The following is a 13,196-nucleotide window of genomic DNA, read 5'->3' as shown; positions in this document are numbered from 1 at the left end:
TGGCCGCTCAGGTGGACGAGGTCGTGGTCGCAGCCGTGATGACGACGATGATGATGATCGTGGTGGCCGCTCAGGTGGACGAGGTCGTGGTCGCAGCCGTGATGACGACGATGATGATCGCGGAGGCCGTTCAGGCGGACGAGGCCGAGGTCGCAGCCGTGATGACGACGATGATTATGATGGCCGTGGTCAAAACTCTCGTAATCAAAAACGTGATGCCTACGGACGTTTTACGTCTTAAGCAGAATGTTTTAAAAACAAAGGAGGCTTTTGCCTCCTTTGTTTTTTAGCTTACTTATTTACTGAGGAAGAGGTTGTAGGCCTTTTACAATATCAAGGTATTCAGAACCGTTTAACCAAAAAGATTTTTTCAAAAAAAGTGTCGTCATAATACTTTCAGCTGCTTCGCTATCTGGATTTTCACAAAATAATCCGTAGCTTTCACCTAAAACCGCATCATTTTCAATTAGGCGGATATAGTAAGCATGTTGCTCATTTGCATAACCTAAAACCGCATCACGTTGATTTTTCATTTCGCATGTCTCCATACCAAAAACTGAATTTAACCAGAATGTTAAGTGTTCAGAATCTCATTTGATAAAAATCAAAAAACAGTCAGCGATAAAGACTATTTCGAAATAGGTTTTGATTTTCTTCAAATTGCCATTTTGGTTAAAACATCCCTGTTAAAAGCAAAATGGATTAAAATCTGATCATGAGATTTATTGTTATGCAAAAAAAATATTTCGTCAACTTGAAAATGTAACTTTTTCAAGTTACATTGTTTGTGTAGGATTTGAACAGTGGAATGGAGGCAATATGCCAAAGAAAAAAGAGTTCGAGCATGGCGGTGCACGAGAAAATGCCGGACGTAAAGCACAGTTCAATGAACCCACCAAAGTCATTCGTGTTCCCGAGTCTCAAGTTAACTTTATCAAAAATTGGTTACTGAATAATGTCAAAACCAATAACTTGACCGACTTTAACTCAAAACTTAATGTCCAACAGGTCCACCCAAATAACGATAAAATTTACCATATTCCTTTGGCAACTGAACGTGTTGCTGCAGGTTTTCCTTCACCTGCACAAGATGATATTGAGCAAGCACTCGATTTAAATGAATATTTAATTAGAAATGAAAATGCCACGTTTATTGTTAAAGCCAACTCTTTATCCATGTTAGATGCTGGAATTGATATTAATGATCCGCTTATTGTGGACCGTAGCATTCCCGCTAAATCAGGTGATATTGTGATTGCACTCATCGACAATGATTTCACTGTGAAGCGCTTAATGATTGATAGTCAATTTCATCCACCTAAAGTTTGGCTAAAAGCAGAAAACCCTGATTATCAAAATATTTATATTGAAGAGGGGCAAGAACTGGTGATTTGGGGAGTCGTGACCTATAACCTCAAACGAATGAGATAAATTTTTCTTATATTTATTATTTAAGTTACCGACCCGAAAAGTGAGTCAGTAACTTTTTCCTAAATGACTTTTAAATTTGTCCAATCAATAAACATGTTGCGATAACAACCATCAAACCGCCCGAAAAACGGCCCACTAACTGTGCTGCTTGTGGTCTGGTTTTCAAAATAGCCTCTGAACCATAACCCACCATTAAGTAAATAATCGCGCAGCTAATCATGTGGACAACACCGAAGGCAAGAATCTGTGTAGTTACGGACCATGAAGCAGTCGTGTCAATAAATTGAGGAAGCAGGGCTAAAAAGAGCAAAAAAACTTTCGGGTTTAATCCACTCACGTAAACGCCTTTGGTTGCCCAACTTAACCATGACTGAGCCTTTTCAGAATCAGACTCGTTCGGAGTTGGAGGGGTAAGTAATAAGTTTATTCCCATCCATAGCAAATAAGCAGAACCTGCAATTGTTAGGATCATCAGAGCAGTTGGGTTATTTGCTACAAGCAGACCAACACCAGCCGCTACCAATAAAATCGTAATAAAGTGCCCGAATAGCATACCTGCAATAGCGGGTACGACGACTTTGCCTTTAATCCCTGCCGAAATGGCATAGGCCCAGTCTGCCCCTGGCGTAATAATAAAAAGAATGGAGACACTCCAAAATGCAATAAAAATGTTAAAAGCCATATGCTTATCTCGGCAAACTATTTTCCAAAGGTTTCACTCGTGGTTTAGAAAAAATCCCTATTTATTCGAGCTTGTTGAAAATAATATGCTCATGTATTTAGAATGTGCTTTTAAATGTTTGCTCATATCACACTCATTTGGGGTAAATTTTTCTAAATGGATCGCACAGATAAAAAGATTCTTGCTGAATTGCAATTAAATGGCCGATTATCTATCACTGAGTTGGCAGAAAAAGTAGGTTTGAGCATTTCACCTTGTCATAGACGAGTGAAGGCTTTAGAAGAATCGGGAGCCATCAAAGGCTATCGGGCAGAACTCGACCCAAACTTAGTGGGATTTGAATTTTCAGCGATTGTTTTTATTACGCTTAAAGAAGGTGATAAACAGGCAGTCGAGAAGTTTGAAAATGCCGTGATAGACATCCCGCAAATTATTCAAGCGCAGCGTTTGTTTGGTGAGCCAGATTACTTGTTGCATGTGGTCGCTAAAGATTTACCGGCTTTTCAGCGTTTGTATGATGAAAAATTATCTGCTATTCCAAGTGTGCAACGACTCATCTCAACCATTGTGATGAAAGATGTAGTGCCTGAACGCTTATTTCCGATTGGCTAAGAATAATCAGATATAAAAAAAGAAGCTTTAAAGCTTCTTTTTTAGTTTCGATAGTATTTACGCGTCGAGTGTTTTACACAAAGAACAGATCGTGCCGTTATGTTTGTGAGAGAACATAATATCTGGACGCTCATAGCCTTGTTCACATACGCGGCAGTGGTAAACCGTTGCAACTGGTGTACCTTCAGCATCGTAACGTGGTTCTTTAATACCGTCATCGTGTGACTTGATGTAGTATTTTCCTTTGGTTAATAAACCCATGACTGGAGTTAAGACAAAAGCAAGCACAAGTGCGATAAGCGGTGAGTAAGGCGCCAAGAAACTACCAAGTAAGCCGAAGAATGCTGCAATTGATAGGCCTGCTGATACAAGGAACGCAACCATACCGACAGGGTTTACGTTGTAGAGCATGTCACGGCGATATTCAGGTTCTTTCGGTGAAAGTTTTAAAACATATTTGTTGATTGAAATATCTGTTGCTACAACCACAACCCAAGCAATCGCAAAGTTTGAATAAAACCCTAAGATTTTACCCAGTACTGCAAACATGTTACCTTCCATTAAAGCAAGCGCAATTGCTAAGTTCACCATCACAAAGACAATACGACCCGGATAATGTTTGCTAATACGTGTATAGGCACTTGTCCATGCAAGGGAACCAGAGTAAGCATTGGTCACATTAATTTTTATTTGAGAAATAACCACCAAAATCACTGCAAGTGTTAAAGCTGCCCAGCCCGGAAGCATGTCATGAAACGCTGCATTAAACTGTTGAACAGGTTCAGTGCTGTTTACGCCCGGTATTTTAGTGAGTAAATAGAACCCTAAAAATGCCCCAATAATTTGTTTAATTGCCCCTAAAATCACCCAACCCGGACCTGCTGAAATAACCGCTGCCCACCATGCTTTGCTATTTTCTTTTGTTTTTGCAGGCATGAAGCGTAAGTAATCAATTTGCTCACCAATTTGCATGATTAACGATAAACAAATACCAGCACCTAACATGATCGCGGCCATGTCTACGGTTGCAAAACCTTCTTTACCTGTAAAAGTAGCAAATTGACTGACTAAAGTAGGTTCTTGATAAATCAGGTAGGCCACAGGACCAATCATCAGAATGAGCCAAAGTGGAGTGGTCCAAACTTGTAATTTACTCAAGGCTTTCATGCCGTAAATGACAAGTGGAATCACCATAACGGTTGAGATGAGGTAACCAGCCCAAAGCGGAATGCCTAAACCAAGCAATAACCCTTGTGCCATGATTGAGCCTTCAAGGGCAAAGAAAATAAATGTGAAACTGGCGAAAATGATACTAGTAAGAACCGAACCGATGTAACCGAAGCCTGCGCCGCGGGTAATCAAGTCAAGGTCGATGTTATAGCGCGCTGCGTAGTAGGCTAAAGGAATGCCAGTTAAGAAGATAATAATCGCTGCAAATAAAATGGAGAAAACAGCATTAGTTGTTCCGTAAGACATACCAATACTGGCACCAATAGAAAAGTCAGCAAGATAGGCAATACCACCAAGTGCAGTAATAGCGACAACTTTGGGACTCCAGCGCCGAAAGCTGTGTGGAGCATAACGTAAAGTATAATCTTCTAAGGTTTCATTCACTGCTTTTTGTGAATCTGTACCTTGCACAGTGTCCAGATTTGGATGTTCAGATACACTCATAACATCAATCTCCCAATCATTTTCGGTCAATCAACACAAATATTGATCATTGTTTTTTGATGGTTTTGAGTGTGTGATTTTTGGGAAAAATTGAAAATACGTTATTTTGCGTATATGTGCGTATTTAAGAAAATCGCCATGATAAATGACTTTTGGCATAAGGATTGCTGGGTTTAATATAGCCCCATCCAAAACATGAGTGTTATGCCAGATTCTTCACGCCCCCAACAAGCGCCACAACGTGTGATCAAAACACGCCGTGAATATAATATTTGGGTGGCAGATGAAAGTATCGAAGACTATGCGCTCCGCTATGCACCTACCTCAGTACGTAAATGGTCACCTTGGACTGTTACCAATACCGCAATCTCGACAGTCAGCTTTTTGGCTATGGAAGCCATTGGGGCGACTATGCTTTGGCAGTATGGCTTTAGCAATGCAGTCTGGGCAGCAATTGTCGTATGTACCATCATATTCTTAACCAGTTGGCCGATTAGTTACTACGCCGCAAAATATAATGTAGACGTCGATTTGCTTACTCGTGGTGCAGGTTTTGGCTACATTGGCTCGACCATTACCTCTCTAATTTATGCCAGCTTTACCTTTATTTTGCTTGCGTTTGAAGCCGCCATTATGGCGATGGCACTTGAGCTTGCGTTAGGTATCCCGCAAGTTATCGGGTACTTAATTTCTGCCTTAGTGATTTTGCCTTTAGTGGTCAAAGGTATTGGTTTTATTAATAAAGTTCAGGCAATCACACAACCAATCTGGCTTTTATTGCTGTTATTACCATGGTTTTTTGTACTTTGGAAACAGCCACAAATTTTAAGTAGTAGCCTGCATTTTGTTGGTGCGGTTTCAAACTCGACCGATTTTAATCTGTATTACTTTGGTGCGGCGTGCACTCTTATTTTTTCATTTGTGATCCAAATTGGTGAGCAAGCCGACTATTTACGTTTTTTACCGCAAAAAGAAAAGAACAGAACTGCATGGCGGTTTGCCGTTTTTTTAGGTGGTCCATCTTGGATTATTTTTGGATTTCTAAAAGTATTGATGGGCATGTTGCTGATGGTTTTGGCTTTTCAGCTGTTTATTCCTGTCTCTGAACTCGATAATCCGACTTATCTGTATTGGGTTGCCTATCAGCAATTTATTCCAAATCCTCAGCTTGCATTAATTCTTACATTAGCACTGGTTTGCTTGGCGCAAATTAAAATTAATATGACCAACGCCTACGCTGGCTCATTGGCATGGTCCAACTTTTTTGCCCGTTTAACTCACAGCCATCCGGGGCGAATTGTCTGGCTTCTTTTTAACGTGTTTATTGCCATTGTTTTGATGGAAATGGGGATTAGCCATGCGGTTGAACGCATTTTGGGGCTATATAGCAATATCGCTTTGGCGTGGATTGGTGCCGTTGTTGCCGATTTAATTATCTGTAAACCTTTAGGTTTAAGCCCAAAGGGAATTGAATTTCGTCGTGCTTACTTATATGACATTAACCCCGTAGGTGTGGGCGCCTTACTGATTGCTTCAGTGTTATCGATGCTTAGCTATTTGGGCTTTTTTGGACTCATGGCAAAAGGATTGGCGAGTTTCATTGCTCTAGGGAGCGCGGTGTTATGTGTTCCTGTTATTGCTTACCTAACTAAAGGCAAATATTACATTGCACGTCAGCCTGAAAAAATTCAGGCGACATCGGTTGCAAATTGTGTCGTGTGTGAACGGGACTATGAACTTGCAGATATGGCGGGCTGTCCAGCCTATAACGGTACGATTTGTTCTCTATGCTGTTCACTTGAAGCACGCTGTCACGACTTATGTAAACCCGATGCACGTTGGTCAGTACAACTCAAAAAAGCCATTTGGCAGTATTTACCTGAACGTTGGGCTAGCCGTTTAAATAGCAGGGTCAGTTTGTATTTATTACTGACTCTAGGACTGTCGATCGTTTTGGCAGTGAGTTTAAGTCTGGTTTATATCCAAGAAAAGACCTACTTAGAAACCATTAATGCGGCAGCCGTTCCTCAGCTATTTACGCTATTTGTCAAAATTTACACGATATTATTTTTATTGATGAGTGTTGCTGCATGGTGGTTAGTGTTAAACGATGAAAGCCGTCGTAATGCCGAAATCGAAACGCATCAGCAAACAGCATTATTGATTGATGAAATTGCTGCCCATGAAGTCACTTCAAAAGATCTGCAAGATGCCAGAATTTCAGCAGAGCGAGCAAATGATGCAAAAAGCCGTTATGTCATTGGCATTAGCCATGAACTAAGAACACCCCTAAATAGTATTTTGGGCTATAGCCAATTACTTCAAAAACAAGAGCAGCTTTCAGAACAAGGCAAAATGGCGCTCGGGGTGATTAGCCGTAGTGGGCAACATTTGACTTCACTGATTGACGGTTTACTAGATTTAGCACGAATTGAAACAGGTAAAATTTCTTTAAATGTGGTGGATGTTCATTTCCCCAATTTTATAGAACAGATTATTCAAATGTTTCAGCCACAGTTTGAACAGAAGAATTTACAGTTTATTTATGAAATTGGAGAGAACCTACCGCACTATGTTCGTACCGACAAAAAACGCTTAGAGCAAGTGCTCATCAATTTATTGGGCAATGCTTTAAAATTTACCACGAGCGGCACAATTACTTTAAAAATCGAGTACCGTTTTCAGACAGCTTATTTTGAAATTAGAGATACGGGCTGTGGTATTGCTGAGGCTGATTTAGAACGAATTTTTAACCCGTTTGAACGGGGCAGCAATGTCGTGCAAGGCGGATTTACCGGAACAGGACTCGGACTACCAATTGTAAAATTATTAGTCGATTTACTCGGTGGACAGCTATCTGTGACTAGTCAACTCAATCAGGGTTCTCAGTTTAAGATTAAGTTTTACTTACCTTCAAAAGAAGTAGTTCATCCAATTTCTAATGTTTACTCCAACCAAATTACGGGTTATCAGGGCGAGCGTAAACGAATTTTGGTTGTCGATAATGAAGCGGTGGACCGAGGTTTAGTCGCTAATTTTCTAAAACCTTTAGGATTTATGATTGAAGAAGCCGAGTCGGGCATTGACTGTTTAAGACGAGTACCTATTTTTCAACCTAACCTGATTCTGATGGATTTAAATATGCCTTTGATGGGCGGCTGGGAAACTGCGCGATTATTACGTCAGAATAATATTACCAATGTGCCGATCTTAATTATTTCAGCGAATGCAGGCGAGCGCGAAGTCAATCCACAAGATGCAGTCTTAAGCGAAGACTTTATGCTAAAACCAATCGATCTTAATTTGTTGCTGAGTAAAATTGGAGACAAATTGGGTTTGGTGTGGATTGATTCTAAATCAGAGACATCCATAGAAAATAATGAAGTTCAAACACTTGATCTAAAGATATATAAACAAGAGCAAACCACTGTTCATACGCCAATTAAACAGCCAGAAGATAATGAGCTGCTCGATTTACCGCAAAGCTTGCAGCAATTAAATGATTTGATTGGACAAGGTTATATCCGTGGAATTCAACAGACTTTAACGCAATGCCGTCAAAATTTTCCGGAGCATAACGAGTTATGGGAACAGCTTGAACAGGCTATTCGAAAGTTTGATTTAAAACACGCGCAACGATTAATTCAGGATAAGCAATGAGTACGCAACATGTTTCTTTTCAGCAAGCTTCGCTAAATGAGCAGGCTGTTATTCTGATTGTGGATGATGTGCCGGAAAATTTAGGCTTGCTACATGAAAGTCTGGATCAGGCCGGTTATCGCGTGCTTGTTACAACTGATGGGTTGAGTGCAATTGAAATTGCCCACCGATGCTTACCAGATATGATTTTACTCGATGGCAATATGCCACATATGGACGGTTTTGAAAGTTGTATACAACTTAAAGCAAGTCCAATTACGCAGTTTATTCCCGTCATTTTTATGACAGGTTTGTCGGAAACAGAGCATATAGTGCGGGGTTTTCAGGTCGGTGGGGTGGACTATGTAACCAAGCCTCTGAATATTGAAGAAGTATTAGCAAGGGTAAAAACACATTTGGCACATGCCAAACTATTGCAGCAACAAAAACAGGTGATTGATGCAACGGAAACAGCCATTCTTGCGCTAGATGTTCACGGTAAAATTGTTTGGAAAACCCAAAAAGCCAGTGATTTACTGAATCAATATTTACCTGAGTTAGAGGGCTTTGAAGCAGGCTTAAAAGCTTGGTTTTCAGACTTAGAGCATGAAAAAGACCCTAAAAAATTAACAAGCTGTTCTTATTCAACGCCATCTCAGCAATTACAGCTTTTATTGCTTACGCCGTGGCAAACTGAACCAAGTGTGGCAAAAAATTATCTGATACAGATTAAGGCTTCTACGCCGGCTTTGGAAATGGCTGATATTTTAAAATATTGCCCACAGTTGACTCAACGTGAGGCCGAAGTCATGCACTGGTTGTTGTTAGGAAAAACCAATAAGGATATTGCAGAAATTTTGGAGCTTAGTCCACGGACGGTGAATAAACATTTAGAGCATGTTTTTGAAAAACTTTGTGTTGAAAACCGAACTGCTGCCGTAGCGCATATTAATAGTCTGGTACAAGAGTTTCATTGAGTTCATTTAAAAATAGAGGCCCGTGTTGAGCCTCTATCATCTGTATTACTTCAAGTTTTGTTTAAAGAAACTGGTTAATTTATTAAATGGAATGAGATCGACTCGATCATATAAATCAACATGTCCAGCGCCTTTAACGTAGTAAAGCTCTTTAGGTTGGCCTGCGAGTTTATAAGCTTCCTCACTAAACTCTTTTGAATGGGCCTGATCACTAGTAATAAATAGCATCGGACGTGGTGAAATTGTTTCAATGTCGTTAAATGGGTAGAAGTTTAAAAATTTAACATTACTGGTGAGAGTTGGGTGGGTTGTAAGCTCTCTCGATGAGCCTTTAGGCGTATATTCTCCGCGTGGAGTACGATAAAAGTCGTAAAATTCACGTTGAATAGGGTGTGTATCTGCTGTTAGCTCATGCGTAGTTCCGCTTGTATATTTGGTTTCACCACCTTTAAATTCAACGTAACGCTGTGCAGCGGCTTCTGAAATAATTTGCTTTCTCTGCTCTAGGGTTTGTGAGTGACGTAAGCCATTGCGGTTTGCTGCGCCCATGTCGTACATACTTACAGTGGCAATAGCTTTTAAACGCGGATCAATTTTTGCTGCACTAATGACAAAGCTCCCGCTTCCACAAATACCCAGTACACCAATATTATTAGGGTCAATGAAAGATTGTGTTCCCAAATAATCTACAGCGGCACTAAACGCTTCTGCATAAATGTCTGGTGCAGCCACATTTCTTGGTTGGCCCGCGCTTTCGCCCCAAAATGATTGATCAATTGCTAAGGTCACAAAACCTTGTTCAGCCAGTTTTTGTGCATAAAGCATAGAGCTTTGCTCTTTTACAGCCCCCATAGGGTGACCAATTACAATTGCAGAGGCTTTAGTTTTTTTATTCAGATTTTTGGGAATAACCAGATTGCCGACAATATCCATGTTGTATTGATTTTTAAAAGTCACTTTTTGAATAGTCACTTGCTGACTTTGATAAAAGTTATTCGCACCATTAGACATATCGGCCGCCATAGCTGAAGTTGAAGAAAATAGACCAATAGTTGCTGCACAAATTGCAGCCGCTGTATGTGTTTTAAGCTTTTTAAAAAAGGGAGATGGAGTCATAAATACCTCAATTTAAACAATGTGAATGAGTGAATAGATAGATGCTTATTCGATTTGGGAAATTGAAATTTTGATGGGTTGTTTTTGCTTGAATGCTTGGGGAATAGCATCTAGTTTTCCAAGAAAAATGAGGCCATTCGCGTAACCAACAGCTGAGTCTTTATAGAAAAAAGCTAGATTACCCCAAGGAGCATAATAGGTAAGATCACCTGCTTTTCCGGCATATCCATGAGGCGCGTTTTGTGTAGTTAGCTTGGTGGGTAGATCAGCTATTTTTTCAGTGGAGTTATAATCTTTAAGTATTAATGTCAGTGGAAGCTGCTTGGCAAAATCTTCACCAGTAGGTGACATGGCTAATGTGGCAAATAGCGGTTGCTGTGTTCCATCAATATCAATACGGATTTTCATCATCGATCCCCTTTGTTGATTTTTACCTTGAGGCTTTATTGCATAAGAAACGGAAGTCACTGAGAACAAAACACATAGGCTGACTAAGCCTTTAAAAAACTTATAACTAGCCATATCAATTCACCCCGCTTCTTTAAGAAAAAGCACATAAAAGCAATGAAGCTATTTATTCTTTAACGTAAAGATATGAGTGGAATTTATTAATTTTTTACAATAATAAAATGACTCATAATAATCGCCTCAGTTTATTTAAATCTTCATATTTACTGCTTGATATGGATTTTAACGAATCTTCTTTTTAATAATTAGTCTAAAAAACAAACATGGACTTATGAGTAATATTCATGAATAGTTTTATCCTTTATAATGAGGTTGACTCCCCAATAAGAGATAAAGCAGATGATAAATAAAGAAAACTATAATGATCTTTATGCTTTTTTAATGGTGGCAAGAGAGGGTAGTTTTACTAAAGCCGCAGGGAAAATGGGAATTTCACAATCTGCGCTAAGCCATACGATTCGGGGTTTAGAAGAACGTTTGGGAATGTTACTCCTGACCAGAACTACACGTAGTGTTTCACCTACAGCAGCAGGCGAAAGGTTGAAACAAACGATTAGTGCTAGTTTTGACCAAATCGATAATGAATTATCCCTTTTAACTTCATTTCGAGACCAACCCGCTGGTACGGTTCGGATTAATGCTAGTAGCCATGCGATACGGGAAGTGCTGATTCCAAAACTTAAAAAGATTGCGGGTGATTACCCAGATGTGCAAGTTGAACTAACTGCCAATAGTGGGATGGTCGATATTGTGGCAGAGCGCTTTGATGCAGGCGTTCGTTTCGGAAGCCGCGTAGCTGATGGCATGATTGCAGTACGTATTAGTCCAGATGTCAAAATGGCGGTAATAGCAACACCAGCATATTTTGAACAATATGGAATTCCTAATACTCCTAAAGATTTAATCAATCATCAATGTATTGGCTATCGTTTAACCACCCAAGGCAGCGTGTATGCGTGGGAATTTGTGAAAGATGGTCAAGAGACAAAAATCAAAATTCAGGGGCAATGGATATTTAATGAAAGCTACGATATCGTCGAGGCGGTTAGAGCTGGATTTGGACTTGCTTATATTCCCGAAGATTTGATTCGAGAGGATCTAAAAGAAGGGACGCTGATTCAAGTTTTAGCAGAGTACAGTATCCAGTTTCCCGGATACCATTTGTACTATCCACATCGAAGACAACTTTCACCTGCATTACGATTGGTTATCGATGTACTACGTGAGTAGCATTTCGCCATGTGAGAAAAGCAGTAATTGCGCCTAATAGCAAAATAGTTGCGCTCATATAGAACGTGGCACTATAGCCATATGAGTCATATAATAATCCACCTATAGTTGCACCTAGAGTAATTGCAAATTGAATAATCGCAACCATCAAACCACCACCAATTTCGGCATCTTGATGTAGTGTTTGGGCAAGCCAGGTATTCCATGCAACAGGTGCCGACGTTCCAATAAAGCCCCATAAACCCATCAATATGGCAACAAACCATAAATGCCCACCACCTAGCACAAAAGCTCCAGCAATCAATGCCATGATGAATGGAATAAGAATCAGATAACGATAAACATGTTGGTGGAGGATTAAACTAATTACAAATGTACCCACTAAACCTGCTAAACCCAATATTAATAATAAAATGGATAGCATTTTCGCATCGACATGAGTAACGGTTTCTAGAAATGGGCGTAGATAGGTAAATAGCGCAAATTGGCCCATAAAGAGTAATAAAATTCCGGTCATCCCATAAAGTACAATTGGGCGTTTTAGTAAACCAAATGGATTTTTAGATTTCTCAAATGACAATATTGCAGGAAGAGAAGGCATACTTTTAAATTGCCAAATAAGTGCAACAATCGCGATGGGGACAATACAGAAAAAAGCACCACGCCAGCCAATAATTGAACCCAAAAAACTTCCTAATGGTGCTGCAATTGTGGTGGCTAGAGCATTTCCGCCATTTAATAAACCGAGTGCTTTAGGTACTGAAAACGGAGGAACGAGTCGCATGACAATTGATGTCGACATTGCCCAAAAACCACCAATCACTACACCTAAAATTGCACGACCCACCATGAATAAAGCAGCAGAGTGAGCAAATGTAATCAGCATGCCAGAAATGATCATGAGTAGGGTAAGTAACAGCATGATATGACGGCGATCCCATGTCTTAAATACACGGCTAATAGTTAAGCTGGTTACCACAGCAAAAATGCCAGAAATTGCGATTGCTTGGCCAACTTGGCCTTCACTCATATTTAAATCTGAAGAGATTGGTGTGAGTAAACTTACGGGCATGAATTCTGAGGCAATTAATACTGCGCAGCATAGTGACATTACAAATACAGCACCCCATGCCGGTGTGCTATTCTCATGTGCATCTTGCTCAATTTGATGGAAAGAAGACATAAAAGTTCCGACGTTTAAAACCGTTAAATGTTCATAAAAGAAATGAATAAATCTGGTTGCAGAGCTTATCAGCAAGGGTTTGAAAGGATTAGGCCTAGAATTACGAATAGAATTATGAGTTTTATGCATGAATTGTCTTTAAAAAGCATACAGACTCGCTGCTAAAAACAGGCTATTTTTTTAC

11 protein-coding genes and 1 pseudogene are annotated in these 13,196 nt (G+C 39.9%); 6 read left to right on the top strand and 6 right to left on the bottom strand.

Features of this window, described 5'->3' with window-relative positions:
- Window positions 1-241, top strand: a pseudogene (locus QLG01_RS15900) (stress-induced protein); the annotation flags it as partial.
- Between the two features lie 58 nt (window positions 242-299).
- Here QLG01_RS15900 and QLG01_RS15895 read toward each other — a convergent pair.
- On the bottom strand, window positions 300-533 hold the full coding sequence (locus QLG01_RS15895; RefSeq protein WP_002114518.1) for a hypothetical protein: 234 nt from the start codon (window positions 531-533) through the stop codon (window positions 300-302).
- A gap of 286 nt (window positions 534-819) precedes the next feature.
- Between QLG01_RS15895 and umuD the strand changes: the two genes are divergently transcribed.
- The gene (gene umuD / locus QLG01_RS15890; protein WP_005069871.1) at window positions 820-1,431 is read left to right on the top strand and encodes a translesion error-prone DNA polymerase V autoproteolytic subunit; all 612 of its coding nucleotides are present in this window, start codon (window positions 820-822) and stop codon (window positions 1,429-1,431) included.
- Between the two features lie 70 nt (window positions 1,432-1,501).
- Here umuD and QLG01_RS15885 read toward each other — a convergent pair whose 3' ends face one another.
- Window positions 1,502-2,113: a LysE family translocator gene (locus QLG01_RS15885; RefSeq protein WP_282496907.1), complete on the bottom strand. Its 612-nt coding sequence runs from the start codon at window positions 2,111-2,113 to the stop codon at window positions 1,502-1,504.
- A gap of 156 nt (window positions 2,114-2,269) precedes the next feature.
- Here QLG01_RS15885 and QLG01_RS15880 point away from each other — a divergent pair, with 156 nt between their 5' ends.
- Window positions 2,270-2,725, top strand: coding sequence for an Lrp/AsnC family transcriptional regulator (locus tag QLG01_RS15880; RefSeq protein ID WP_000376211.1), 456 nt, complete (start codon window positions 2,270-2,272; stop codon window positions 2,723-2,725).
- Window positions 2,726-2,782: 57 nt separating this feature from the next.
- On the opposite strand, the gene QLG01_RS15875 is transcribed toward QLG01_RS15880, so the two are convergent.
- The gene (locus tag QLG01_RS15875) at window positions 2,783-4,399 is read right to left on the bottom strand and encodes a hypothetical protein (protein WP_004793027.1); all 1,617 of its coding nucleotides are present in this window, start codon (window positions 4,397-4,399) and stop codon (window positions 2,783-2,785) included.
- A gap of 195 nt (window positions 4,400-4,594) precedes the next feature.
- Here QLG01_RS15875 and QLG01_RS15870 point away from each other — a divergent pair, with 195 nt between their 5' ends.
- Both QLG01_RS15870 and QLG01_RS15865 read left to right on the top strand, forming a co-directional pair.
- On the top strand, window positions 4,595-8,059 hold the full coding sequence (locus QLG01_RS15870; protein WP_282496906.1) for an ATP-binding protein: 3,465 nt from the start codon (window positions 4,595-4,597) through the stop codon (window positions 8,057-8,059).
- Window positions 8,056-9,015: a response regulator transcription factor gene (locus tag QLG01_RS15865; protein ID WP_282496905.1), complete on the top strand. Its 960-nt coding sequence runs from the start codon at window positions 8,056-8,058 to the stop codon at window positions 9,013-9,015. The genes QLG01_RS15870 and QLG01_RS15865 overlap by 4 nt, the downstream gene beginning before the upstream one ends.
- Window positions 9,016-9,060: 45 nt before the next feature.
- On the opposite strand, the gene QLG01_RS15860 is transcribed toward QLG01_RS15865, so the two are convergent.
- Both QLG01_RS15860 and QLG01_RS15855 read right to left on the bottom strand, forming a co-directional pair.
- Complete coding sequence (locus QLG01_RS15860; RefSeq protein WP_282496904.1) at window positions 9,061-10,131, bottom strand: alpha/beta hydrolase; 1,071 nt, start codon at window positions 10,129-10,131, stop codon at window positions 9,061-9,063.
- A gap of 45 nt (window positions 10,132-10,176) precedes the next feature.
- Window positions 10,177-10,653 (bottom strand): cyclophilin-like fold protein, encoded by a 477-nt coding sequence (locus QLG01_RS15855; protein ID WP_282496903.1) that lies wholly within the window; start codon window positions 10,651-10,653, stop codon window positions 10,177-10,179.
- A 285-nt stretch (window positions 10,654-10,938) separates the two neighbouring features.
- On the opposite strand from QLG01_RS15855, the gene QLG01_RS15850 reads away from it, so the two are divergent.
- Window positions 10,939-11,829 carry a LysR family transcriptional regulator gene (locus QLG01_RS15850; RefSeq protein WP_002048265.1) on the top strand — a complete coding sequence of 297 codons (891 nt, stop codon included), beginning with the start codon at window positions 10,939-10,941 and terminating at the stop codon, window positions 11,827-11,829.
- On the opposite strand, the gene QLG01_RS15845 is transcribed toward QLG01_RS15850, so the two are convergent.
- Entirely contained in the window at window positions 11,807-13,012 is a 1,206-nt protein-coding gene (locus QLG01_RS15845; RefSeq protein WP_282496902.1) for an MFS transporter, read from the bottom strand. The two genes, QLG01_RS15850 and QLG01_RS15845, sit on opposite strands and share 23 nt — an antisense overlap.
- Between the last annotated feature and the right edge of the window lie 184 nt (window positions 13,013-13,196).

This window comes from Acinetobacter sp. V89_4 (assembly GCF_029967875.1).
GTDB classification, from domain to species: domain Bacteria; phylum Pseudomonadota; class Gammaproteobacteria; order Pseudomonadales; family Moraxellaceae; genus Acinetobacter; species Acinetobacter oleivorans.
The sequence above is the reverse complement of the archived record's forward strand: the minus strand, read 5'-3'. Positions and strand labels throughout refer to the sequence as shown.

Excerpts from the sequence above, each read along its gene's own strand:
- QLG01_RS15870 (WP_282496906.1), top strand. The coding sequence starts at position 4,595 with ATGAGTGTTATGCCAGATTCTTCACGCCCCCAACAAGCGCCACAACGT.
- QLG01_RS15860 (WP_282496904.1), bottom strand. The coding sequence starts at position 10,131 with ATGACTCCATCTCCCTTTTTTAAAAAGCTTAAAACACATACAGCGGCT.
- QLG01_RS15875 (WP_004793027.1), bottom strand. The coding sequence starts at position 4,399 with ATGAGTGTATCTGAACATCCAAATCTGGACACTGTGCAAGGTACAGAT.
- QLG01_RS15865 (WP_282496905.1), top strand. The coding sequence starts at position 8,056 with ATGAGTACGCAACATGTTTCTTTTCAGCAAGCTTCGCTAAATGAGCAG.
- QLG01_RS15885 (WP_282496907.1), bottom strand. The coding sequence starts at position 2,113 with ATGGCTTTTAACATTTTTATTGCATTTTGGAGTGTCTCCATTCTTTTT.
- QLG01_RS15895 (WP_002114518.1), bottom strand. The coding sequence starts at position 533 with ATGAAAAATCAACGTGATGCGGTTTTAGGTTATGCAAATGAGCAACAT.
- QLG01_RS15850 (WP_002048265.1), top strand. The coding sequence starts at position 10,939 with ATGATAAATAAAGAAAACTATAATGATCTTTATGCTTTTTTAATGGTG.
- QLG01_RS15880 (WP_000376211.1), top strand. The coding sequence starts at position 2,270 with ATGGATCGCACAGATAAAAAGATTCTTGCTGAATTGCAATTAAATGGC.
- QLG01_RS15855 (WP_282496903.1), bottom strand. The coding sequence starts at position 10,653 with ATGGCTAGTTATAAGTTTTTTAAAGGCTTAGTCAGCCTATGTGTTTTG.
- umuD (WP_005069871.1), top strand. The coding sequence starts at position 820 with ATGCCAAAGAAAAAAGAGTTCGAGCATGGCGGTGCACGAGAAAATGCC.
- QLG01_RS15845 (WP_282496902.1), bottom strand. The coding sequence starts at position 13,012 with ATGTCTTCTTTCCATCAAATTGAGCAAGATGCACATGAGAATAGCACA.